This is a genomic window from Maribacter algae, from assembly GCF_047345745.1.
GTDB lineage: Bacteria > Bacteroidota > Bacteroidia > Flavobacteriales > Flavobacteriaceae > Maribacter.
Genome location: NZ_JBLFES010000003.1, coordinates 572,445 through 597,431 on the forward strand (window position 1 = coordinate 572,445; position 24,987 = coordinate 597,431).

Here is a 24,987-nt window from a genome sequence, read left to right on the forward strand (position 1 = left end):
TTAACTCAATATATTGGGCAAGAAAATACTAAGCAGAATAATGAAAATAAAGTATGCCATTAAAATAACCAGTTCTTTTTTTCCGGTATAGTAGACTACTTTCAAATTATTTTCTGTTTTCCTCTCAACAGCGTAACTGACGGCAAGGGCAACAAATATGGTCACCAAGCAGCCTATCATATTCCACCAAAACCAGAATATTTCTGGGACATATAGCCATAAATAGACATTGAATAGCACCCCAACAACAATTCCTATGTTGGCCCCTAAAGCATGGGTTTTTTTGGTCAGAATCGCTAAAACAAATGTCGCTAAAATAGGGCCATAGAAAACAGAGCTTATCTTATTGATTACTTCGATGACAGTACCTTCGATATTACCAGCAAAAAAAGCAAAGAAAAGGCAGACCAAGCCCCAAAATAAGGAGAGTAAGCGCGAATTGAATACATAAGACTTGTCAGACATATCAGGTCTGAAACGTTTCACAAAGTCCTCCATGGTTACAGCAGAAAGTGAGTTCACTGCTGAACTTAGGGTAGACATGGCAGCCGAGAGTATGGCGACTATCAAAATACCGATTACCCCGTTGGGCAGGTAGTTAAGTATGAAAAGAGGAACCATCAAATCGGCCTTTTTTCCCTCAAGCGAACTTATATTCGCCTGATATGTGGTTTCCATTAGCTCTTGAAAGGCAACATCTTGAAAAAAAAGAGTTCCTAAGACCAGACCCATAATACAATATGTCAAGGTCACAGGGAACCGTAAGAGACCGTTTGCCAAAAGCAAATTTTTGACAGTGCCCATTCCCTTTGCCGAAAGCATTCTTTGTGTAATATGTTGATCTGTTCCGTAGTACGAAGCATAAAGAAAAAACCCTCCAATAATCATAGGCCAAAAACCAAATTCATCAGTGCCATTGACATTGTTGAAGCCCCATTTATCGAAATCTACGGCGGTAATCCTTTCATGATCTACCTGTGTTAAAAAATTATCCAATCCGCCCAATTCACTTATTCCATAAAACAGACAAAGTACGATGCCTAAAAACAAAATGCTCATTTGGATAACATCGCCCCATATCACAGCTTTCATTCCGCCTTGAAAGGAGTAAATCAAAGTAATGACTCCGATAATAAGGATGGATACCCAAAAGTCGATTTGTACCGTTGCCTGAAGGATGAGTGCCATGGTATAGACCATAACACCAGTCGCTACAGAGCGACTTATTTGAAAGACGAAACTTATCAATAGCCTTGACGAAGCATCAAAACGCTGCTCCAGATATTCATAAATACTAACGACCCCAGATTTATACAAAGAGGGAATAATCGCAACCAATAAGAAAGCCATAGCCAATGGAACGCCAAACTCAAATGTCAACCATTGCAAGCCTCCTCCGTCTTTAAGCCCAACGAATGCGGGAGCCGAAATAAAGCTTATGGCAGATAATTGGGTCGCCATGGTAGAAAGGCTCAAAGGAAGCCAGCCCATATCTTTACCCCCTAGAAAATAATCGCCCGAACTTTTATTTTCCTTAAATAAAAAGCCAAGCCCCAAGAAGCCTATCAGATAAACAATAATTACGATGTAATCTAAATAATTCATGCGTCAATTTTTGCTTTTAATTCGTACTTAGTGTTTTCATACCATTCGTTTCTTAAAATACTCATTAGGACGGCATCCGTTCTTCCCTTGCCACGCCTAGATGGAAACATATTTCTTAACACCCCTTCCTTTCTACAACCAACACTATTCATTGCAGCAATGCTAATGATATTATCTGCGTAGGCACCCAAACCGATACGTTCTACTCCAATTTTTTCGAACGCGAACTCAAACAACAAATATTTACAACGTTTGTTCAAACCTGTTCCTCGAAATGGTTTTCCGTACCAAGTATGTCCTAGTTTTATCGTATTAAGTTCGGCAGAATATTCGTAAAACCGTGTGGTACCGGCAAACTGTTTTGTTGTTTTATCGAGAACAACAAAAGGATATTCTTTATTCGACTTTCGATTGTCAATTGCCGATTTAATGTATGCTGAGAGGGCTTCAATGGTATCACCTTTTTCAAAAAAGAAAGTCCAAATTTCTAAATCATCTGATATTCTCGCTAAGGGTTCAACATGAGCCTCTGTCATTGGAATTAACTGAATAAAATCATCTTCTAATACGTATGAGTAAGAAAAATCGAAATCTCCTGAAAATTCTGACATATTCATACGCTTAATTATTCAATAAATCAATCAACAAAGCCGCACTCCAAGAAAAATTATCCCCTCCATAACCTGTTCTTAATGGTTCGCCATTATCTTTACGGCAATCAAAGTATTCAAAAAAACCATCGCGCTCAATCAACTCGATTGAATCTTTTTTTATCCGTTCTGCAACATCAGTGAATCCATAATTCTTAAGACCGTAGTAAAGCATCCAGTTCATATTAATCCACACTGGCCCTCGCCAGTATTTTCTTGGATTGAACCGATTATTGGTAGGGTCAAAAGAAGCACATAGATATTTGTCCTCTCCTCCAAATTTTTCCAACATTGTTTTTACCAAAATTTTCGCTCTTTCTTGATTTGGGATGTTAGCGAACAGAGGTGAAAAAGAAGAAGAAGAAACATGACAAATTTGTCGTTCATTCCTTAGGTCGTAATGGACATAGGCTCCTAATTCCTCATTAAAGAGTTTATTGTTAAAGGCCTCAATACTTCTTTTCTGCCATTGGGTCAAAAACAGCTTTTTAGCACCATTGCCCCCTATTAGTTCGTAAAGTTCAAGTAATGCTTCATTGGATTTAATAAGCATGGCATTGAAAAGGGGATCTTGCACTAGAAAAGGGGATAGTTCAGCAATCTTTCCATCATTATACTGGTGCTCCTTCGCAATTTCAATAATATGTAAATAATGGTCGTATTCACGTTTTGAAGGCCGTTGCGAAGCGTCAACATGTGTAGTATCCTTTCGCTCAAAGGTATATTCTGGAGGGTTCATGGTTTTCCAGATATCGTCCCAAACTGGGGAGTTATCGGTACCCGATTCCCAATTATGATAAATGTATACCAAGCCCTCATTGTGAGGGTCTCGATTGGCATAAAAATAAACATGGTTGTGATATACCTTGTCTATGTGATCCTGAATAAATTCTAGCATTGCCTCTTTATCTTCGGCAATCCGATACATTTCCTTCAATACAAAACCCATTACCGGTGGCTGGGTCATACCGGTGGATTTATATCTTTTCGAGGACAGTGGATGTAATTCGGACTTGTGGAAATCGGCTCCTGGAAAATACGTATCGTTTTCATTATGGAATACAATATGAGGGATAAAGCCGTTTTCCCATTGCGCATCCAAAAGCGTTTTTACTTCTAGTTTGGCATTTTCAATATTATAGTAGGACAAGCCTATGGCGATAAAACCGGAATCCCATTTCCATTGAAAAGGATATAGGCCCTGGCTGGGTATGGTGAAACCACCATCTTGAAAATTGGCTTCCAGTACCTCTTTCGCCTTATTTATTAAGGTTTCTTTCATAATAGAATTAACATAAAAGCACATCGGCGGGTTACAGCCACCAATGTGCTCATGAATTAAATAAAACTAACTTAAACTAACTCAAACTATTTTAGAAGTTGAAGGTGGCTGTTACAAAAGCTCTTCTAGGTAAAATCGGTCTCCCAAAGAAAAACTCTCCTTCGGTAGCACCTGCTGCACCTGCTCTTGGATTACCTTCTGTAATACCACTGCTATCAAACAAGTTGAATACGGAAAATCCGATTCGTAAAGACTCCGTAGTATCTTCTTTACCGAAGGTATATCCGGCACCTAAACGGAAAATATTGATTGCGTCTAACTCAATATTATTAGTATTGTCAGTGAATTTTTTACCTGTATGGTTTAAACTGAATACTGCATCGAATTTTCTGTTGTCATAATACAATCCTGCACCGGCCAAGAAATTAGGCTGTCTTGCAAGCTCATTACCCACATTAGCTTCCGTAGAGGTATTATTGATCAAGTCGACATTTATGTTTTCCGTAATCTCATGGTCTTGATAGGTTGCACTACCCGTCAAACTAAAATTATTAGCAATTCTCCAATCCCAAGATGCTTCTATACCTATGGTCTTCGTGTTTTGCTCAGATCTTGTCTGGTCTACTAATTGACCACCAACTATAGCCTGAAGTATCTGTATTCTATCTTTTAAAGCAACATAGTATCCAGCAAATGACCCTGAAAATTTCTCATTCCCGAATTTTGCACCCAATTCAACTTGATTAATGTTCTCTGCGTTATAAACGTTTTCATCAATTCCAGGTACTGGGGCGAAACCACGTATCTGCGGAAAGAAATAACCTCTTGAAAAATTCGCATAAAGATTCGTGGTCTCCGTCAGCTCGTACAAACCAGCTAAAGAAACTGCCCAATCGGAGGCACTCACACTGCTCCTTAAAAAATTACCGTTTTCGGCCTGTACGTCACTTAGCTCAGTAGTGAGTTCAGGGTTATCGTAAACGGTTTCTGTAGACACTTGCCCTCTATTGATTTCACCATCTGTGGTTTCCCATCGAAAACCAACATCAAAACGCCATCTATCAAATACCATTTCGTCTGATATATATAGCGCAACTTTATTTTGAGACAAAAAGTTGTTGGCAGTTTGACCGATACGATTGTAGATACCTCCATCAGAATAGATTACATTACTCCCATCAGCGGCGGTATAGCTCAGATTCACCAATCTAGGATTGTTGTTGAATTCAGTTAATGCTCTGAATTGATAATTGACATCCTCGGCTTCGGTTCTTGCGATGAAAGAACCTACGGTAATGTTGTGACTTCCGCCGTTAGAAGTATTGATGGTTTTGATCAATGAAGCTTCACCAGAATAATCGGTCATTGGTCTTAAACGATCTACATGTAGATTGTCTACCACCAAATCAGATCCGTTTATTTGTCCACCAGCGCCTCCTTGATAGGTCGCCGAAAAGCCTTGATTGTCAGGAGCTATACTTGCAATATAATTATCTAAAGTAATAGGGTTTCCATTAGCGCCATTTCCACCCACGTACAATGCAAAATTATGATCGTAATTAGCATACCGCACTTTTGCCTTAAACCGCAGATCATCGGTAAAACTATAATTAAAATCTCCCATAAGATAACCACCAGTGGTAGAAACTCCATCAGCAATTGGGCTTTTGTAAACACCTCCTGGTGTGTTGAAAGAGACGTTAGCCAAATCCCCTGTTAACAATTGAGAAACAGGTTCTCCGTCGTTTCCAGCGATTCGTTCTCTAGTTCCACCTGCTAATGGCAATGGAAGGAAAAATTGTGCATTGTCATTTATAAATTGTCCGTGCAATGTAAACGATCCTTTCTCAAATTTCTTTTTGATATTCCCTCTAAATTGGACACCACGTGTGGTCAAACCTGTTTCAACAGGACCTCTGTCATGTCGTACAAAACCTGTGAAGGCATAAAAAGTATTGGAATCTTCGCCTCCAAGTCTACCCCCACTGTAAAAATCAGTTTTCAACCTGCCTTGGTTGGCAACTTCCATATTTAGGATATTCCCCGGATCGGTATCCCCTGTCTTACTGGTGTAATTTATTATGCCTGCCACAGAACCTGCCCCGTAGAGTATCGCTGACCCTCCTCTTACAAATTCAACTCCTTTAAATCCGATATCAGGTCGTGCGTACACGTCATGCGCGGATGAATTGAGACCAAATGTGCTCATCAAAGGCATGCCATCGTATTGTAATGGATTGAATACATACTGGCCACCAGAAGGAAGACCTCTAACAAATATATTAGTGGCGGTTTCACCACCACCACCTTCTGCTGTAATACCGGGAACACTACGAAGGATATCAGCCTGACTGTTTGCCGATAATTTTGTGATTTCCTTCATCTTGACAGAACTTATGGATAATGGTGCCTGCTTCTGTGAACGAAAAGTACTGGATGCAGTAAGTACGACTTCATCTAATTGTTGTCCTCCTTCTTGAAGAACAAAATCGACCGTTACAGAAGACCCAGCTAACCTGACTATTTTTTCAATAGCACTGAAACCGATGTACGAAGCCCTTAAGACCTGTTCTCCACCAAGGTCTGTTGTAAGCGAGAAAACGCCATCAAAGTCAGATGTTGTACCTGTTGTGGTTCCTTTAATTACAATGTTTACACCAGGAAGGGGTGCTCCAGCCTGATCCTTTACCGTACCTGTAATTTCTGTTTGGGAAAAACCCATACCAACCATTAAAAGAAAGGTTAGCAATAGAATAGTTTTTTTCATGTTAGTTGATTAAAGATTTCGTAATAAATTGAGAATTTGTTAATTATTGATTAAATCTATGTGAATATGAAAATCGTTTAACAAAAAAAACATCAAAAAGTTATGCAAACGTTTGTTCAAACGTTTGCAATTTCTTTTTTAACATTTTACATTTACCTCGTTTAATTGGAATACTACCTGAAGTGAGCAAAAATAAACCCGCAACGTTAAAGCTGTTAGCGCAAGAACTAGGATTGTCAATCTCAACCGTTTCTAGGGCTCTGGCAAATCACCCTGACATCAGTGATAAAACCAAGGAAAAGGTAAATCAGCTGGCAAAGGACTTTGATTATGCACCTAATATTTTCGCAAGAGGGCTAAGATCACATAAGAGCCATATTTTAGGAGTCATCGTTCCTAATATTTCGCATTTGTTCACATCTACGATTCTCAAAGGTGTACTTGATGAAGCGGAAGATTTGGGTTATAAAGTGATTGTTTCAGATTCCAAGTACTCAGAGGCAAAACAAACCGAAATGCTGCATACCATGCAGCAGTTCGGCGTGGATGGCATTCTTTTATCATTGGCTAGAAAAACCGTCTCGGTCGATAATATTCTAAAATTCTCAAAACGGCTCCCGTTAGTACTATTCGATAAGGTTTCAGATAAAGTACCATGCACACAGGTCGTGATTAATGAGGAAGAAGCTGCCTTTAATGCCGTAGATCATCTCATTCAGACAGGAAAGAGAAAAATCGCTATTATCAAAGAAACTGAAAACTCGTTTAATTCTGAGATGCGTTTTGCAGGTTATTTGAGAGCCTTGCGAGAAAACAATATTGACCTAGATGAAAAAATGGTAATCAGTACCGAGGATATTTCGATTGAAAATGGAAAAAGGTCTGCACATCTTCTATTAAGTCTGAAAAACAGACCGGACGGGATATTTGCAATTACCGACGGTGCAGCCATTGGAGCAATTAAAGCATTACATAAGTTCAAGGTGAAAATTCCAGAAGAAATAGCCGTCGTCGGATTCAGCAATTCCATGCATTCAACCATAATTCATCCAGCGCTTACTACAGTCAATCAACCAGGCCAGAAAATTGGTCGCACAGCAGTTAAATACTTAATAGATGAAATTAATAGCACTGATATGAATACTACAACCAGAACAGTGGAAATAAAAACCAATTTGATTGTACGGGAGTCAACTTTAAAAGCCTAAAATAATTGTCCAGTCAAAAGAACATTTTATAAGACTAGATTCAATTCTCATTTGACATGAATTCAGTCTATTTATGTTAAATTTTATCTGAAAAGTAGGAAATTTACAAAAGTGTGCACAAAGTGTGCATTATGAAAAAAAGAAAAGCCCTCACGTCCGTGAAGGCCTGTGTTTATTGGTGGAGAATACCGGAGTCGAACCGGTGACCTCTTGCCTGCCAGGCAAGCGCTCTAGCCAGCTGAGCTAATCCCCCGTTTGGCATGCGGCAAAGAAACTACTTTTACCATAAGTATCAAAATACATCTTAATCTTTCTTCGCGCTAAGAATAAGTACGGGAATGGGTGCCGAAAATTCAGACTTTGGAATAGTGCTTTTCTCCCATAACTTTTTAAAAAAACCTCGTTTTCTTCTAAAAACACATAGTAAATCCGGATGCTTGGATTGAAAATGTTCCAAAACGCCCATATAAGTGGTAGCATTTTCAGTAAGCGTAAGTTGCTCGCTAATATCCATCAAAGCGGTATTTATCTTTAAATCATCGTCTGAATATCCCGGAGTCTTGACCAATAATAAATTCACCTTGGAACGGTGTTTATTGATTATCGTCACCAACGGATCCAAAATTCTTTTTCGCTTTAATATTCCGGACTTGAACGCGACGAGCACATTCTTAAAACTTACATATGTAGTGCCTTTGGGAACAACCAATGTTGGAATATCCGTTTGTTTGATAATACGCCCGGAGGAATAGCCTAAATACAACTCCTCCTGAATATCATGGCTTCTCGGGGCCAGAACGATCAGGTCGATCCCAATCTCTTTATCTATTTCCTTTAGGCCATCTACCAATTCGCCATTGTAGGTCGCAATTTTTATATCATGATTCTTTGCCTCTATTTTATTGATGATGGCTTTTAAACGTTCTTTTCCACTTTCTGCCACTTTGTTGGAAACGTTTGATAATGTTCCCGTTTTCCCGTAGGCGTTGAAAACTTCCATCACAAAAATTTTTGCTCCAAAGTCTTGGGCAAAGTCAACCGCATACTGTAATGTTTCGTGGGCATCCGAAGATGTCCCGATGGGAACAAGAATATTTGTCATAATAATAGTGTTGATTATTCCTCTAAATTTACAACTTAATTAAATCCGTTCAATGATTCAGCCTGCAAAGATATCCGAAATAAGCGATATTCTTATAATGACAAATGCCTGTAGATTGTTTATGGAATCCAATAACATATTTCAATGGACAATCGAATATCCTTCCGAAAATCACTTCATCAATGATATAGAACGAAACGAATTGTACACCTTAAAAAACAACGATCTAATCATTGGATGTATCGTTATTTCCACTTTTATGGATGCCGAGTATAAGACCGTCCAATGGTTAACGCCCAATGAAAACAACATCTATATTCATCGTTTGGCCGTACACCCTTCTTTCCAAGGGCTGGGTTGTGCACAGCAATTAATGGCTTTTGGGGAAGAATACGCAGTCAACAATCGGTTTACATCCATCCGTCTGGATACGTTTAGTCAGAACAAACGCAACCAAAAGTTTTATGAAATGAGGGGATATCAAAAACTTGATGATATTTATTTTCCCGAGCAGAGTCAACATCCTTTTCACTGTTATGAACTTGTACTGTAACGCCCAATGACTTCTAAAACGCCCATTACTTTTAGAACCGTGAACAAATTGGCCATTCCTGCGACGATTGCCGGAATTGCCGAGCCTTTATTATCCATAACGGACACGGCTATCGTGGGAAATATTCCTGTTGACGGATTGGAATCGCTGGCCGCTGCCGGGATTGTAGGGTCATTTTTGTCCATGCTCATCTGGATTTTAGGGCAGACCAGAAGTGCCATATCCGCTATCATTTCCCAATACTTGGGCGCAGGAAAATTGGAGGAAGTCAAAACGCTACCGGCACAAGCTATCTTTTTGAACATCAGTCTTAGTATCCTAATTCTAGTATCCACCATTTTTATCGTGGAAGAAATTTTTCAGCTGCTCAACGCCTCGGGAAAAATATTGGAATATTGTGTGAGCTATTATTCCATAAGGGTCTGGGGGTTTCCCTTAACTTTATTTGCCTTTGCCGTTATGGGAATTTTTAGGGGATTACAGAATACCTATTGGCCCATGCTCATTGCCATAGTTGGAGCATTGCTCAACATTATTTTGGATTTTGCGTTCGTGTACGGTATTGACGGATTTCTTGAGCCGTTATATTTAGAGGGTGCAGCATGGGCAAGTCTCATCGCACAAGGAACAATGGCATTAATGGCTTTTATTTTATTGGTATTAAAAACGGACATCAGTCTAAAATTGCAATTTCCAATACATCCAGAATTGAAACGATTGATTTTCATGAGCCTTAATCTCTTCGTGCGGGCATTGGCCTTGAATACCGCATTGATTCTTGCCGTTCGTGAAGCTACGGCCTATGGTGACGCATACATAGGTGCACATACCATTGCTATAAATATTTGGTTGTTTTCCTCATTTTTTATCGATGGGTATGGTGCCGCCGGAAATATTATGGGAGGAAGGTTACTCGGGGCAAAAGACTATAACGGCTTATGGAATTTGGCCAAAAAAATAGTACAGTACGGATTTACAATCAGTCTTGTCCTAATGTTTTTTGGATTTATCTTCTACTACCCACTTGGTAGATTGTTCAGTAAGGAAGAAATTGTCCTTCATACTTTTTATGGGATGTTCTACATATTGATTTTAGGGATTCCAATGAACGTTACGGCATTTGTTTTAGATGGTCTTTTTAAAGGTCTCGGAGAAATGAGATATCTTAGGAACACATTACTTGTGGCAACTTTCTTGGGTTTTGTGCCGACACTTTTTTTAGGAAAATTCATGAATTGGGGATTGATAGGGATATGGCTTGCCTTTACCGTGTGGATGATTATTAGAGGGGGAGCATTGGTCATTGAATTCAGAAGAAAATTCAAACCTCTATTGCAAAAAACCTAACTTTACCCGTATTATCCAAAAGTCTATTGACCATTTTATTGATCTAGTTCACTAACAACTAAATACCAACAACTCGCATCATGGGAACAATTAGGGAAAATGGAAGTTTATATACTAAAATCGATGGTAAAGTTGCCGTTGTGGAGTTTGGCCATCCGGCAAGTAATTCTTTCGTCAGCGAGCTATTGGACAGACTAGCGGAGGAAATAAAATCACTCTCCGATAATGATACTATCTCCGTAATTATATTGAAGTCCGAAGGTGACCGTGCATTTTGTGCCGGAGCTTCCTTTTCTGAATTAATGGCCGTTTCCAATTTAGCGGAAGGCAAAGTATTTTTTAGCGGTTTTGCCAATGTCATTAATGCGATGCGCAACTGTAAAAAAGTAATTGTAGGTCGTGTTCAAGGAAAAACCGTTGGCGGTGGTGTAGGACTTGCCGCCGCTTGTGATTATGTTTTTGCCTCGGTAAATGCCGCTATACGCCTCTCCGAATTGACCATTGGGATAGCACCTTTGGTCATAGCTCCTGCTGTGGAACGTAAAATAGGAACAGCAGGAATCTCCGAACTGTCCCTAGCTCCGACCGAATGGAAAAGTGCCTATTGGGCCCAAGAAAAGGGATTGTTTTCCAAGGTATTCGATGATATAAAGGAGCTGGACAAAGAACTGGATTTCTTTGTGCAAAAATTAGCGAGTTACAATCCCGAGGGACTGTCCGAGTGGAAAAAAGTGCTTTGGAACAACACGGACCATTGGGATACCTTGTTGACGGAACGTGCCGCCATTACCGGAAAACTGGTATTGTCGGAATTTACTAGAAATGCCCTGGTTAAATTCAAAAAATGATCCTTCGCTTATGAAATCGATTTTTGTTCTGTTGGTGCTTTCCGTTTTTATGGCCAAGGCTCAGGAAATTGAAAAGGCTTTACAAGAAATCCGCCAAGAATATCATAACATCGAATCCAATCTAAGCGATTATACTACTAAAACTATTTCGGTGGACCATCAATCTACCGAGGGCGGCTATGCAACGGCTTATTTGCAGGACAATCAAATAAAAGCCATAAAAGCAGGTTTTGCAGGGGAAACCGGTAAAAATTTTTATGATTTTTATTATAATCAGGAAGGTCTCCTTTTTGTTTTGGCGACAAGGCATCAATACAATCGCCCATTTTATTGGGATGCAGAGGCGGCAAAAGAATCCGGTGATAATGAAGTTTTTGACGAGGCGAAAACAAAGATTGTAGAACAATGCTATTATTTCAAAAACGATGTGTTAATTCATGGACTGGATAACGACAAAAAGAAAGTGAATCTAGAAGAAGAAAAAATGCTTTCTGGGCAAAAGGAGCTTTTAGAACTTTCCGAGACCTTAAAGAAGGACATTGCTAAATACTAATCAAGTCCACTTTTCGTTCTAGAATAAAATAAAATTTCAGATGAATATTCTCAACTTTTTAAATGGTGATCTGGTATTTCCCATTTTAGCACTCTTCGTAGTGGTTATCTACTTTGTGAATAGAGTACGAACAAGACGCAAGTTTAAGCGTTAGGCCAAAATGTCTAAAAACAGGGCACTTATGTGGATTCTCTTTTATGGCTTCCTTTTTTCACTTGGGGCTTTCTTGGCCTATAGTGCTTTTAATGATTATCAAAAAACCCGGTCGCTTTTGGAAAAGGGGATAAAAACGACCGCTACGGTTACTTCTTTTATCACTTCTCAGGGTGATAATGGCACTATGTACAATCCTATTTTTGAATTCAAGGATCGCGCTCAAAATACCCAAACTTTTGAAAGTGGCATTAGTTCCAGCCCGCCGGCCTATAACGTTGGGGATAAAGTCAAGATTGTCTACGACCGTAACCATCCGGAAAAGGCAAAAACGATATCCTTTTGGGGATTATACCGCTGGAGCGTTATTCTTTTAATGATCGCTTCGCCCTTACTGGTGATCGGTGGTTCCTATTTACTTTATGTGAGCGGATAAGCCTCCTCGATCTAACATACTACGTTGTTATTTCATTTCAAGAAATACTACCTTTACGGCCTAATGAACAACAAAATGGCCAATATTAGAATTACAAAACAGTTCAGCTTTGAGACGGGACATGCACTTTACGGTTATGACGGTAAATGTAGAAATGTTCATGGCCATAGTTATAAACTTTCGGTAACGGTAATTGGGATTCCCATTAGGGATACGGCCAATGTGAAACTGGGAATGGTCATAGATTTTGGTGATCTCAAGAAAATCGTAAAAGAAGAAATCGTAAACAAATTTGACCACGCTACCGTTTTCAATAAAAATACCCCTCACGTAGAATTGGCCAAAGAGCTAACGGAACGCGGACATAATGTAATTCTGGCCGATTATCAGCCCACGAGCGAAAATATGGTCATAGATTTTGCCGCGAAGATCAAAGCTAGACTTCCTGAAAATATTCTCCTACATTCCCTGAAATTACAGGAAACGGAAACATCTTTCGCCGAGTGGTTCGCTTCGGACAATTAAAACAATCATTTCTTAACTTTTTAGTTTACAGCATATTGGAAAACTATAGTTATCTTAAAGCCTCTTTAAAAAGCACCCTATGGTAAAGCATCATATTTATTGGTGGAACTTGGAAAATCTGTTCGATATTGAAAATTCCCCACGTCGTAGCTCTTTTTTGAACGATAAGCTCAAATCGGAATTAAAGGACTGGAACATCAATATACTCAATCAAAAACTGGATAATCTCGTTACCATCATCTCAAAGTTCAATTCCGATAATGGCCCGGATATTTTGGGTGTCTGCGAAGTGGAGAACGAATTTGTGATCGAGCAGTTGATTGCCAAAATGAATGCTTCGCTCAACAGGGCGTACGGTTTTGTGATTTCAGAGAGTGAGGACAAACGTGGCATCGACACCGCGCTAATTTATGATACCGCTTTATATGGCCCGGACCAGACTACGTTTAGCCTCAGAATCATCAAAAGAAATAGCACACGAGATTTGTTTCAGGTACATCTGAACACTGCCAATGGGAACAAATTGATTTTGGTACTCAACCATTGGCCATCGCGTTCCGGTGGCGAATTGAACAGCGAGCCTTTTCGCATTATGGTCGCGGAAAATCTTGCCTATTGGATAGAGCGTATTCATGAAGAACAGGAAAATCCGTCTATTGTTTTGATGGGCGATTTTAACGACAATCCTTTTAATCGTTCTATAAATGAATACCTTATGGCCAAGAACAATAGGGCTTTGGTCAAAAGCAATAGGGTGAAATTAAGGTATCTCTATAATTTAATGTATCGGTTTTTAGATGCGCAATTGGGCACTTTCGTTTTTAATAGTACCCTGAATATTTTGGACCAGTTCATAGTTTCCAAAACCATACTGTCCGAAAAAACGGAGTATCCCTTTAAAATAAGTACGGTAGATATCATAGCTTATCCGGAGTTGGTCAAAGGCACCTATAAAAAACCGGTCCGGTACGGACGGCCCAACGCTTCCAATTTCAATCCTGATGGATACAGTGACCATTTACCTATAGCTTTGGTCCTGAACGAGAAGGAATAAGGAAATCAAAAATGTTATGTGAAGTATTGCTTATATAAATTGATGCCAGTTGGAACGTAATAAAAATCAAATTTAGCAACCTTTGATATTTCCTATCTTTACAGGAAGATGACGCGTATTGATATTCCAAAGGGCAAGAAAGTATATTTTGCAAGTGACAATCATTTGGGGGCGCCTACCATGGCGGAAAGCTTCCCGAGGGAAAAGAAATTTGTGGCGTGGTTAGATGAAATCAAGACCGATGCCTGTGCCCTATTTCTGCTTGGGGATTTGTTCGATTTTTGGTTTGAATATAAGACGGTAGTTCCTAAGGGCTTTACTAGAACCCTTGGGAAATTGGCTGAAATCTCCGATGCCGGTATTCCAATTTTCTATTTTGTAGGCAACCATGATCTTTGGATGAACGGTTATTTTGAAGAGGAACTTAATATTCCCGTATTTCATAAACCCCAACAATACGATATAAACGGCACTTCGTTTTTTATTGGCCATGGCGATGGTCTGGGCCCACACGATAAAGGGTATAAACGCATGAAAAAACTGTTTACCAATCCCATTGCCAAATGGTTTTTCAGATGGATGCACCCGGATATAGGGGTTAAAGTGGCGCAATACTTTTCAGTAAAGAATAAGTTGATTTCCGGAGATGACGATGAGAAGTTTTTGGGAGAAGACAAAGAGTGGTTGGTGCAGTACGCCAAACGAAAGCTAGAAACGCAACATTATGACCATTTTATCTTTGGTCATAGACATTTGCCTTTGGAAATAGACCTCAACGGTAAGTCCACCTACACTAATCTAGGCGATTGGATACACTACTATACTTATGCCGTTTTTGATGGTGAAAGATTGAATCTCCTTGAATATGGAGATTCTTAGCATAATTCTTCCTAAAAATCCTTTATAAAAACCGATAAACATATTGTAATACTTTTCTTACAACAATTATTAAGCAATTCACAACAATAATTTCTCAAAACTGTATTCCGGTTATATCTTTACAGTGTTATTAAGTTTTAGTGTTGAACCCCAAATCTTGACACATACCTACAATTAATGAGACTTAAAAACCCAAATCTTAAGTACCTACATTACAAAACTGCCCTTCCCCCAGAAGGGCTTTTTTGATTTAATATCTTAAAATTAGTTTTAATCGGTCTCATGCTCGGCAACATCCTTGGATAAGTCCAATCTTCTAAAAGTAGGTGAGACCAAGGCAGTTGCTCCAACGGTGAGCAATGTCATGGCACCGCCAAATACTACCGCCGTAACCGTTCCCATTAATTTTGCGGTTACCCCGCTCTCAAAAGCGCCTAACTCGTTAGAGGAGCCTACGAACATGGAATTTACGGACGCCACCCTTCCCCGCATATTGTCGGGGGTTTTTAGCTGCAATATCGTTTGCCGTATAATCATGGAGACACCATCTACGGCTCCACTTAAGAACAACGCAATAACGGACAGCCAAAAATAGGTAGAAAGGCCAAAAACAATAATACAAAGGCCAAAACCGAACACGGCCCAGAGTAATTTTTTACCCGCATTTTTATGTAATGGAAATCTAGTAGAACCTAGCATGGTAATAGAAGCCCCAACCGCCGGTGCCGCCCGTAACACCCCAAAACCTTCTGACCCTACCTGTAAAATATCCTGCGCAAAAATGGGCAATAGAGCCACTGCTCCTCCAAAAAGTACGGCGATCATATCCAAGGTCAAAGCCCCAAAAACCGCTTTAGATCTAAACACAAAATTGAGACCTTCTTTTAAACTCTGAAATACAGGTTCGCCTATTTTCGGATTCAAAATAGGTTTTTTTCCAATCTGGAAAAGAGCCAATAATGCTATGATCGAAAATCCAAAAATAACGCACATGGACCAATGCACTCCAATCCAGCTTATAGAAAATCCGGCCAATGCAGGACCTAAAACAGAGGCCATTTGCCAAGTAGAACTGCTCCATGTAGCAGCATTAGGGTAAATTTTCTTTGGAACCAACAGTGCGATCAAAGAAAAAATTGTGGGTCCTAAAAAGGCACGCACCAAACCTCCCAGAAAAACCAAAAAGTATATAGCGTACAAAATGTTTGTAACACTTGTTTGTGAAACAAGTTTTGGCGAACTCAATAAAAAGAGGCCAAGACTAATCACTGAAAAGCCTAAAATACATTTTACCAAGAGGTTCCGTTTTTCTTTTTGATCTACTACATGTCCCGCAAAAAGTGCCATTCCTACCGCTGGAATAACTTCCATAAGACCGATAATACCCAATGATAGTGGGTCTTTGGTCAAAGAATATACCTGCCACTCTATCACGATGAATTGCATGGACCAAGCAAAGACCATCGCAAAGCGTACCACCAAGAAAATATTGAATTGCTTAAAACGAAGCGCTGCGTAAGGGTCAAGTTCTCTTGCCATTTTCTAGAGGATTATCTCAATTTGGTTCTTTTCCGAGGTATGGATTAATTCCAAATCGGCAACCCAAATAGCCAAATGCTCTATCCTCATTTAATATCCTTTATTTTCAATTGAAGGCTAACATTTCCCTGCCATTCATTTTCGTCCAGATTAAAAACGGCGCTAAAAGGCTTTCTACTGGTCACCAAAGAAAGTTTATCGCCCAAATTAAAACCGATACCGTTAATTTTATGACTATCGTTTTGGGTAACGGCTACCTTTAGATGTGTCTCTTCTTGACCAACACCCTTGGCGTATCCTGAATCAACCAAGTTTTCTGCCATAAAGACGGGTGTCATATTGCCTGGGCCAAAAGGTGCGAACTGCTTTAGAATTCGCATGAATTTAGGGGCAATATCTTTTAGTTCGATGATGGTATCTACCGTAATTTCTGGACTGAGCAACTCCGGGTCTATCGTTTCCTGTACCACTTTTTCAAACTGATGTTTAAAATTATGATACTGATTTTCGGCTAACGTAAGCCCGGCAGCATATTTATGTCCTCCAAATTGTTCTATATAATCGGAACACCCCTCCAAAGCATTATAGACATCAAAACCTTTTACGGAACGAGCCGAAGCGGCCAATTTATCACCGCTTTTGGTAAAAACTAAGGTGGGCCGGTAATACGTTTCCGTTAAACGCGAAGCCACTATCCCGATAACGCCCTTGTGCCAAGTATCTTTATACACTACCGAAGTAAAACCTTCTTCCTCTTTATTTTCCTGAATTTGAACCAAGGCTTCTTGGGTGATTTCTTGGTCCAATCCTCTCCTGTCCGTATTGAATTTTTCAATTTCAGCAGCAAATTTTTGGGCTTGTTCTAAATTGGTTTCCGTAAGTAAATTGACCGCATGTTGGCCATGTTTCATTCTACCTGCCGCATTGATTCTTGGCGCAATGATGAATACCACATCGGTAATCGTAAGGCAAGTCTTTTTGATTTGATTAATAATCGCTTTAAATCCTATTCTGGGCTGTTCATTGATAACTTGTAGGCCATAAAAAGCCAGTATTCTATTCTCTCCGGTTATTGGAACAATATCCGCTCCAATCGCAGTAGCCACTAAATCAAGGTACTGTACGAGGTCATGGATGGTCTCTTCTTTTTTAGAGCCTAAAGCTTGAATCAATTTAAAACCGACTCCACAACCGCATAATTCATCATATGGATAATCGCAATCCGACCGTTTTGGGTCTAAAACCGCAACGGCATCCGGTAAATTTTCGCCCGGTCTATGGTGGTCGCAAATAATAAAATCAATATTTTTTCCCTTGGCGTATTTTACTTTATCGATGGCCTTTACCCCGCAATCCAAAGCAATGATCAAAGAGAAATCATTGTCCTCAGCAAAATCGATTCCCTTATAGGAAACCCCATATCCCTCCTCATAGCGGTCCGGGATGTAGGTGGCCACATTGGGGTAATAACTCAACAGATAGGAAGACATTAAAGCAACGGCGGTGGTCCCATCCACATCATAATCCCCAAAAACCAAAATGTTTTCATTATTGGTAATGGCAGAATCTATTCGATTTACCGCCACATCCATATCCTTCATCAAAAAAGGGTCGTGCAAATCTTCCAATTGTGGACGAAAGAATTTTTTGGCCTCCTCATAGGTAGTAATGCCTCTCTGAAGGAGCAGATGCGCCACCAAATCATTAACGTTCAGCTCCGCAGCTAATCGGTCAATCTCTCGTTGTTCGGGTTTTGGTTTTATGGTCCAGCGCATGCAAATAAAATACAAATTCAAATGTCAAACTCAAATACAAGATCGACATCTTTCTACTTTTTGTTTTTGATAATTGTTGCTATTATTTTTATTAACTGTTCAGCTTCATCTAAAAGTTGGACTCTTTCAGAATGCTTCCCATACTATATTTTTGAAAGAATTTTTAGATTGATTCGAGATTCTTTCAACTCTTTTAACGAAATCGTCGCTTTATTTTTAAAGTCCCTATCTGTTTGTGCACCTTGCATTTCACCAAAATTCAAAGCAGAACTTCCGGCCGAACGCAATAATTGATGTCCATAATATTGACCCGTAAAATCACTTGGCATAGCTTTACAGAACAAAGCAACATCAGCTGCAAAATCGACCAATCTCTCCTCTAAGTCATACCGTTTATTCTGCACCGATCTCAGTTTGTATTTGTTATTTGAATTTGTGTTTGACTTTTAAGAATGATGAAACACCGTCTCAATCTTCAGCTCCGCAAACTTTCTGAACATTTCCATGACGCCACAATAGGTTTCTATGGACAGGTCTACTGCTCGTTGTAATTTTTTCTCGGCCAAATTTTTTCCGTGAAAGTGATACTCAATAGTAACCTTGTCATAGTATCGAGGGTGCTCATCTGTTAGGTTGGCAATGGTTTCAATATGAAAATCATCAACATCTAATTTCATCTTTTTAATGAGCGAGGCAATATCCAATCCGGAACAACCTGCCAGAGAAGAGAGCATGAGGGCCTTAGGTCTAAAACCGCTACCGTCTCCACCATCTTCCTTGGCAATGTCTATGGTTAAATTATGTCCTGAGGGATTGCTGCTTTCAAAGGCCATGTTGCCTAGCCATTTCGTTGAAATATGATTTGTAGTCGCCATAAATTTTCGTTTCTTGTAAGCGATAAATGTACGATAATTTGATACCTCATAAAAGCTTAGCCTTTTACGATTTCGTACTTCTTATTTCTAACTTCAAACCTTTAAAATATGCCTTTAGTAAATCCGCTTGACCCAAGCCACAGCCCCGAGACCGCCGAACTTGCAAAATTCTTCAACGAGACGTTGGGTTTCTGCCCCAATTCCATATTGACCATGCAGCACAGACCTGCCATTTCCAAGGCCTTTATCAACCTGAACAAAGCGGTGATGGCCAATGAAGGGAGGGTTACCTCGGCCTTAAAAAGAATGATCGCTTGGGTAAGCAGTAACGCCACCGGCTGCCGTTATTGCCAAGCACATGCCATCCGAGCTGCGGAACGCTATGGTGCGGAACAAAAACAATTGGATAATATTTGGGAATACCGCACACACGATGCCTTTTCGGAAGCGGAACGAGCAGCACTGGATTTTTCCTTGGCGGCATCCCAAGTACCGAATACCGTTGATTCCAAAATCAAGGAGCGGCTCCATACGTACTGGAACGATGGAGAAATTGTGGAAATGCTAGGTGTTATCTCCCTTTTTGGATACCTAAACCGATGGAACGATTCCATGGGCACCAATATAGAAGAGGGCGCTGTAGAAAGTGGAAATCAATACTTAGGTAAATATGGTTGGGAAAAAGGAAAACATGATGGGTCCGTTTATTAGTTTATAGTTGTTCGTTTCTAGTATTCAGGTGATTTTACATAAATTATCAAATTAGAAGCAATCTGTTTAAATTTGGATTTTTAGATTGCTGGATTTTTTAGAACGATTTGCTTCTTGATATTTAGATTTAGAATCCTACCTCTTGGTGAGGTTTTAGGTTTACAGCTTTTTGCTATTATGTAACAATCCTTTGTAATCACTTATTTTATTAGTGCTAAGGGAAATTTGTCGAATTAGTGTCCTTTTAAAATATTTCTTAATATATTGATATTCAGTCATTTGATTCGATTTCCGTAAAATGACAACGTAATTAAAGATTCATCAAGAACATAGTTAAATTATTGGAAATCATATAATTATGTGTTAAAATATTGAATTTATTTATGTCCTTTGAAGTTTAATTATTTTTCATTTGGTTTGATACCTATTACTTCTTGCCAATGATTGAAATTAAAATTCTACCAAAATTTAAGGGTAAATATATTTACAAATCAATTTGTTTGATAATATTCAAGGTAGTCCTCCCCTTAATAATAACCGCTATATTATTCCTAATTTTCTCTCCTGAAAGAATTATAAAAATTATACATGCTATTTATCCTTGACCCTTCTTTTGGCCCATCTAGTTATATCAATGTTTTGCTTAAGCAACGAATACTAATTCTTTTATTTTTTGAATATTTTTTAGTAAACCCATACTTCTCTTTTTCTTGATACAAATCAAGGTTTGTTCTAGTAAAATCCTCGAACTTTGGAATATCAAAAACTAACGGTTATGGCAAACTTGGTGATTACTCCAGAAAATCAGATTCAACGGCTCAATACGATTCTTAACACCATCGAAAAATTAAAATTACATAGTCCTGATGAGCTTTTATACCGCCCCAATCCAAAATCATGGTCCGTTATTGAAGTTATTGAACATCTAAGCGTGGCCTATGAAATTTATGTAGATAAAATCGATGGTGCCTTAAAAGCACTCCCTGAAAAAACCGGTGAGCTTACAACATTTACCTCAAATTGGTGGCAAAGCTTTATCATTAGCGGAGTGAAACCAAAAGGCGGCAAGCGTAAGTTGAAGATTAAAACCTTAAAAAAGTTCGAGCCGCTCTTGGTATTGAAAAAGTTGGATGCCGCGGCTATCACAGCTATCTTTGACCGATTTGAAAAATTACAACTTCATCTAAAAAATGCCATTCTCGAAAGCCGAACGAAAGATGTTCGGAAAATAAGGATTAACTCCGGAATTGGTCAGATCGTGAAGTTTTACCTTCCTGAAAGTTACGAGTTTCTCATTGCCCATATGGAACGGCATATGCTTCAGATTACCGAGATTCTGAAACAGAAATGAATTAATTGCTTTTTCATTCGCTTTAGAGGTTTTCAATTTTGCGTGACAGATTCGGTAACGACATTCCTTTATAGTAGGTCGATATCAGTATAGCAACCCAAAAAGATACAAAGGAATGATATTCAAACTTCCTATTTCCATATCGTCCCGAACAACATAAGCATTTTTTAACCCTTTAATCTGTTTCGTATCCTTTCCTTTCCCACCAATTTCAAAGATGTGTTTTCTATCGATCATAAAATCACCTTTTTCTGCAAGATGGATTTCGTGATTATCCAAATTTTTAAATTGATTGGCAAAAAATGTCTCCCGCATAGTTCCCACTTCATTAGAATTCTTACTTAACGCACCTATCAGATTTGTATTGTTTAAATATAATTTTTCTGATTTGGTAAATGCCCCGATACCCTTGGTAGGCTTAAATAATTCTATGACCAAATCTGCCCTATCCAATAATTTTATTGAATTCAACAAAAAATCCCTGGACATGCCCAAACGTTTGCTGAGTTTTGAAACGTTAGGAGAAAAAGGAGCCGATTGCGCTATGGCCACCAAAAGTTTTTTTATTTTTCTACTCTCCGAATAGGGAATATTCTCTATTGCATTCAAATCTATTTCCAATATGAGATTTATAGTCTGTAATAGTTTTCGTAAGTATCCGTTTGTTCCTTCCAAAAAGTAAGGATAACAACCGTATTCTAGATATTCCTTAAAATCCTTTAGTGGACTTTGCAGGTCCTGTTTTACTTTTTTTGCTATTTCTTTATGATTATGAAGCAATTCTTTTAAGCTTAAGTTGGGCAGACTATGGCCTTTTGTCAAAAAAATGAATTCCCTGAACGAAAGTTCTTTTAAATGATAGTTTACAACCCTTCTGCTTAAATCGGATTTTCCTTTATAAATTTCCAGCATTGATGAAGAGGTGAACACTGTTTTGAGATTGGGAAATTGGTCATGGATTAATTTTAGCTCTCTAGACCATTGGGGATATTTATGAACTTCATCTAAAAAAAGATGAGTGCCTCCTTGAAGTGCGAATTCTTTTGCCAAGCTAACTAAAGTATTATCTAAAAAGTAAAGGCTATCCAGTGAAGCATAAAGCGGTATGGCTTCCTTTGGTAATTTAAATTTTATATATTGATGTAGCAAGGTTGTCTTACCTGAACCTCTTGCTCCTTTAATTGCAATGAGCCTATTGTTCCAATCTATTTTAGTTAATAGATAACGCTGTTTTACTCCAACATGCTCTAGAAGTTGTTCCTGAATTGAGAATAATTCTTCCATTTTGATGGATTTTATTCTTCAAATATGTGAAATTGCCTTTCATCATCGACAAAAAAATCAAATACTGTCTTTTGTTATCGACAAAAATATAAATAATTGTCTTTTATCGTCGACAATTTAATCAATTATAATATTTTAAAAGTGCTACCAAAAGACTAATTTTAATTTGCTTTACTTAAGATTTCAGCTACCTTTTCTTGTAATTCGGACACCACATTGGTTTCAAACCATGGGTTTTTAGTACGCCAAAAACGATTCACCGGTGAAGGATGCGGCAATGGGAAGAACTTGGGAAGAAATTCATGATAGGCCGCAATATTCTCGGTCAAATTCTTTTTGGAATCCTCTTTTAAGTAACGGTCTTGTGCATACTTTCCAATAAGGAGTATCAATTTTACGTTCTTCAATTCGTTCCATACTAAATCATGCCATAATGGAGCACATTCTTTTCTCGGTGGTAAATCACCTGTTTTGGCCTTTCCAGGGTAGCAGAATCCCATAGGCAAAATCCCAAAATTATCCGGGTTATAGAACTCTTCATCGGTTACACCGAGCCATTCCCTTAATTTTTTTCCGCTCGGATCATCCCAAGCCTTATTGTGCTCATGTGCTTTTCTTCCAGGAGCCTGACTCAACAAAATGATTTTAGAATGTACCGTTCCAGCAATAATAGGCCTGGGACCCAAAGGCAAGTACTCCTTGCAAACAGTGCATGTCCTTATTTCAGTTAGGAGCTTCTTCATGGTTGGAAAAATGCATGTTTTATTTTGGGATTAGTGCTTCTGTTTCAAATTGCAAGCCTTCAAAACCAGTTTGCATAAAATTCCGAATATTTTGATGGTCCTTGCCCTTGGGGTCTTTTAATACATCATTAAAATAAAACGTTCCAAAACATGCTAACGTTTCGGCTTTGGAAAAATCCTGCAGTTTTGCAAAAGCGAACAATTTGCAGGAACCCGAATTTTCACCTGCAACATTGTGCACCGTGCCATTGGTGAAGGTGGTCGGCGAGAAATTATAGTTGTTGTCTATCACCGCCATAGTTTCTGAAAATTCAATTGAATTTGGGTCATTCTCCAGTTTGTTCTTAAAATTTTTTAGTGTCATTATAGCCGTTTTTATTCCGAAAAATCCGATGCGTTGCTTTCTATCAATTTCAAAGTTAAGAAACAACTAGTTTTAACAAATAGATGGTCAGCATTCCCCAAAAAGTACCGGTCGCCATACTTAATATTGCCAAGACAATGGCATGCGGCATCCATTTTTTTTCGTAAGCCGCGGTGACAGCCGGGGCAGTAGCTATACCTCCAACATTAGCCATACTAGCTATTGGTACCCATGCCATATTCACATTCAATAGTTTGGCCACAAGTATCATCAATAAAAAATGACCGAATAACCAGAGTACTAAAAATCCAAAGAAATAGACATCGAACCCCAAGGTATCAAAACGGAGTTTTAAACCTAGGACTGCCATGACTACAAGTATTAAAACGGCCCCCGCTTTTAAGGAAAATTTATAATTCCAACGAGGGATATAATTTCCCAAGAACAGCCCAAGAACAGACAACGCCACCACCTTGAACACGAAGCTCTTCAGTATAGCATTAATTCCAAAAACAAGACCGGTCAAAACAATGATCGTAACCCATATTGGGATTGCTTTTTGTTTCTCTTGCCTAATTTCTTCAGGGAGTTCTTTATCGCTTATATTGAACCATTTATTTAATGTGTTGCTTTTTTTAATGCCTTGGAACATCAAAATTGTCCAAACATTGACTAAAATATTATCCATCACCAAAACCGATAAAAAAATAGCTTCGGGACATTCTACTATCTCCTTTAACACCAATTGACTTGTACTACCCCCAATCCAACTACCAACGATTGGCGGAACGCCTTTCCAAAATTCTTTTAAAATTAAAGTGTTTGAAACAAAATTTGTCTCAGAAAAAACCGAAACAAAAACAACAGGGAAAACTGCAATAAAAACAGACCCGGCCATAAAGACTAAAATTGGCCTATACCCTATTGCTTTTAACTGTCCCAAAGACAAGCTTGCCATAACCGATACTATGGCCAAAGGGATAAAATAATCTTTGCTAAAATCATGAATAGCAGCTTGGGAGAAATCTTCCGAAAAAAGATAGGATAAGAACGCCGGAATTAGATAGGCCAAAAGTATTGCCGGCACCCAATCAAAAACAGATTTAATATGTTTGTTTTCCCATCGGTCCAAATAATAGACCAAAGAAACAGTAACTAGAACTATTAGCCATGGCACCATCATTTATGTAAGATGCCAAGACGAATTATTTGTGCTCTCAAAATTGCAACAGAATCAGTGTTTTTAGGAGCAACCATAACATTTTCCAGAGCTTTGCACCAGCCGAACACGAGTTCAAAAGAATATGCAAGTATTTTTATAGGAAGACTATTTTGTAAATAAGCACTTGAAAAAACAATAGTTTTCATGGAAAGGAATTAGCC

The 24,987-nt window shown here is 38.7% G+C and carries 24 protein-coding genes and 1 tRNA gene; 11 read left to right on the forward strand and 14 right to left on the reverse strand.

Annotation, left to right across the window (positions count from 1 at the left end):
- The 4 genes from ACKWBX_RS14085 to ACKWBX_RS14100 form a co-directional block, all read right to left on the reverse strand.
- Positions 1-1,605 (reverse strand): sodium:solute symporter family protein, encoded by a 1,605-nt coding sequence (locus ACKWBX_RS14085; RefSeq protein WP_413969345.1) that lies wholly within the window; start codon positions 1,603-1,605, stop codon positions 1-3.
- Positions 1,602-2,216 (reverse strand): GNAT family N-acetyltransferase, encoded by a 615-nt coding sequence (locus ACKWBX_RS14090; protein WP_413969346.1) that lies wholly within the window; start codon positions 2,214-2,216, stop codon positions 1,602-1,604. The genes ACKWBX_RS14085 and ACKWBX_RS14090 overlap by 4 nt, the downstream gene beginning before the upstream one ends.
- A 10-nt stretch (positions 2,217-2,226) precedes the next feature.
- Positions 2,227-3,537, reverse strand: coding sequence for an MGH1-like glycoside hydrolase domain-containing protein (locus ACKWBX_RS14095; protein ID WP_413969347.1), 1,311 nt, complete (start codon positions 3,535-3,537; stop codon positions 2,227-2,229).
- A gap of 91 nt (positions 3,538-3,628) precedes the next feature.
- On the reverse strand, positions 3,629-6,304 hold the full coding sequence (locus ACKWBX_RS14100) for a TonB-dependent receptor (RefSeq protein WP_413969348.1): 2,676 nt from the start codon (positions 6,302-6,304) through the stop codon (positions 3,629-3,631).
- Positions 6,305-6,486: 182 nt separating this feature from the next.
- Here ACKWBX_RS14100 and ACKWBX_RS14105 point away from each other — a divergent pair, with 182 nt between their 5' ends.
- Positions 6,487-7,512 (forward strand): LacI family DNA-binding transcriptional regulator, encoded by a 1,026-nt coding sequence (locus tag ACKWBX_RS14105; protein ID WP_413969349.1) that lies wholly within the window; start codon positions 6,487-6,489, stop codon positions 7,510-7,512.
- Between the two features lie 176 nt (positions 7,513-7,688).
- Here the strand turns inward: ACKWBX_RS14105 and ACKWBX_RS14110 are convergent.
- Together ACKWBX_RS14110 and ACKWBX_RS14115 are read right to left on the reverse strand one after the other, a co-directional pair.
- Positions 7,689-7,765, reverse strand: a tRNA-Ala gene (locus ACKWBX_RS14110).
- A gap of 51 nt (positions 7,766-7,816) precedes the next feature.
- Positions 7,817-8,614 (reverse strand): universal stress protein, encoded by a 798-nt coding sequence (locus ACKWBX_RS14115; RefSeq protein WP_413969350.1) that lies wholly within the window; start codon positions 8,612-8,614, stop codon positions 7,817-7,819.
- Positions 8,615-8,666: 52 nt separating this feature from the next.
- Here ACKWBX_RS14115 and ACKWBX_RS14120 point away from each other — a divergent pair, with 52 nt between their 5' ends.
- The 8 genes from ACKWBX_RS14120 to ACKWBX_RS14155 all read left to right on the forward strand — a co-directional run bounded on the left by ACKWBX_RS14120 (position 8,667) and on the right by ACKWBX_RS14155 (position 14,962).
- A complete protein-coding gene (locus ACKWBX_RS14120; protein WP_413969351.1) occupies positions 8,667-9,167 on the forward strand; it encodes a GNAT family N-acetyltransferase in 501 nt (166 codons plus the stop codon).
- Between the two features lie 6 nt (positions 9,168-9,173).
- Positions 9,174-10,514 (forward strand): MATE family efflux transporter, encoded by a 1,341-nt coding sequence (locus ACKWBX_RS14125; RefSeq protein WP_413969352.1) that lies wholly within the window; start codon positions 9,174-9,176, stop codon positions 10,512-10,514.
- Between the two features lie 80 nt (positions 10,515-10,594).
- The gene (locus ACKWBX_RS14130) at positions 10,595-11,362 is read left to right on the forward strand and encodes an enoyl-CoA hydratase/isomerase family protein (RefSeq protein ID WP_413969353.1); all 768 of its coding nucleotides are present in this window, start codon (positions 10,595-10,597) and stop codon (positions 11,360-11,362) included.
- Between the two features lie 10 nt (positions 11,363-11,372).
- Positions 11,373-11,915, forward strand: a complete 543-nt coding sequence (locus ACKWBX_RS14135) for a hypothetical protein (protein WP_413969354.1) — start codon at positions 11,373-11,375, stop codon at positions 11,913-11,915.
- 181 nt (positions 11,916-12,096) lie between these two features.
- Positions 12,097-12,504 (forward strand): DUF3592 domain-containing protein, encoded by a 408-nt coding sequence (locus ACKWBX_RS14140; protein WP_413969355.1) that lies wholly within the window; start codon positions 12,097-12,099, stop codon positions 12,502-12,504.
- Positions 12,505-12,579: 75 nt separating this feature from the next.
- Positions 12,580-13,029 carry a 6-pyruvoyl trahydropterin synthase family protein gene (locus ACKWBX_RS14145; protein WP_413969356.1) on the forward strand — a complete coding sequence of 150 codons (450 nt, stop codon included), beginning with the start codon at positions 12,580-12,582 and terminating at the stop codon, positions 13,027-13,029.
- A gap of 79 nt (positions 13,030-13,108) precedes the next feature.
- Positions 13,109-14,083 (forward strand): endonuclease/exonuclease/phosphatase family protein, encoded by a 975-nt coding sequence (locus ACKWBX_RS14150; RefSeq protein WP_413969357.1) that lies wholly within the window; start codon positions 13,109-13,111, stop codon positions 14,081-14,083.
- 108 nt (positions 14,084-14,191) lie between these two features.
- On the forward strand, positions 14,192-14,962 hold the full coding sequence (locus tag ACKWBX_RS14155) for a UDP-2,3-diacylglucosamine diphosphatase (protein ID WP_413969358.1): 771 nt from the start codon (positions 14,192-14,194) through the stop codon (positions 14,960-14,962).
- Between the two features lie 270 nt (positions 14,963-15,232).
- On the opposite strand, the gene ACKWBX_RS14160 is transcribed toward ACKWBX_RS14155, so the two are convergent.
- The 4 genes from ACKWBX_RS14160 to ACKWBX_RS14175 all read right to left on the reverse strand — a co-directional run bounded on the left by ACKWBX_RS14160 (position 15,233) and on the right by ACKWBX_RS14175 (position 19,151).
- Complete coding sequence (locus ACKWBX_RS14160) at positions 15,233-16,501, reverse strand: MFS transporter (RefSeq protein ID WP_413969359.1); 1,269 nt, start codon at positions 16,499-16,501, stop codon at positions 15,233-15,235.
- Positions 16,502-16,587: 86 nt separating this feature from the next.
- Positions 16,588-18,276, reverse strand: coding sequence for a single-stranded-DNA-specific exonuclease RecJ (gene recJ / locus ACKWBX_RS14165; protein WP_413969360.1), 1,689 nt, complete (start codon positions 18,274-18,276; stop codon positions 16,588-16,590).
- A gap of 143 nt (positions 18,277-18,419) precedes the next feature.
- Positions 18,420-18,680, reverse strand: coding sequence for a four helix bundle protein (locus ACKWBX_RS14170; protein ID WP_413969361.1), 261 nt, complete (start codon positions 18,678-18,680; stop codon positions 18,420-18,422).
- 42 nt (positions 18,681-18,722) lie between these two features.
- Complete coding sequence (locus tag ACKWBX_RS14175; RefSeq protein ID WP_413969362.1) at positions 18,723-19,151, reverse strand: OsmC family protein; 429 nt, start codon at positions 19,149-19,151, stop codon at positions 18,723-18,725.
- A gap of 108 nt (positions 19,152-19,259) precedes the next feature.
- On the opposite strand from ACKWBX_RS14175, the gene ACKWBX_RS14180 reads away from it, so the two are divergent.
- Both ACKWBX_RS14180 and ACKWBX_RS14185 read left to right on the forward strand, forming a co-directional pair.
- Positions 19,260-19,862, forward strand: coding sequence for a carboxymuconolactone decarboxylase family protein (locus ACKWBX_RS14180; RefSeq protein WP_413969363.1), 603 nt, complete (start codon positions 19,260-19,262; stop codon positions 19,860-19,862).
- Between the two features lie 775 nt (positions 19,863-20,637).
- Positions 20,638-21,213, forward strand: coding sequence for a DinB family protein (locus ACKWBX_RS14185; RefSeq protein ID WP_413969364.1), 576 nt, complete (start codon positions 20,638-20,640; stop codon positions 21,211-21,213).
- Between the two features lie 84 nt (positions 21,214-21,297).
- On the opposite strand, the gene ACKWBX_RS14190 is transcribed toward ACKWBX_RS14185, so the two are convergent.
- From ACKWBX_RS14190 to ACKWBX_RS14205, 4 genes are all read right to left on the reverse strand, one after another.
- A complete protein-coding gene (locus tag ACKWBX_RS14190) occupies positions 21,298-22,497 on the reverse strand; it encodes an ATP-binding protein (protein WP_413969365.1) in 1,200 nt (399 codons plus the stop codon).
- Between the two features lie 161 nt (positions 22,498-22,658).
- On the reverse strand, positions 22,659-23,240 hold the full coding sequence (locus ACKWBX_RS14195) for a uracil-DNA glycosylase family protein (RefSeq protein ID WP_413969366.1): 582 nt from the start codon (positions 23,238-23,240) through the stop codon (positions 22,659-22,661).
- Positions 23,241-23,259: 19 nt separating this feature from the next.
- Positions 23,260-23,604, reverse strand: coding sequence for a HopJ type III effector protein (locus ACKWBX_RS14200; protein ID WP_413969367.1), 345 nt, complete (start codon positions 23,602-23,604; stop codon positions 23,260-23,262).
- A gap of 55 nt (positions 23,605-23,659) precedes the next feature.
- On the reverse strand, positions 23,660-24,787 hold the full coding sequence (locus tag ACKWBX_RS14205; RefSeq protein ID WP_413969368.1) for a DUF819 family protein: 1,128 nt from the start codon (positions 24,785-24,787) through the stop codon (positions 23,660-23,662).
- Between the last annotated feature and the right edge of the window lie 200 nt (positions 24,788-24,987).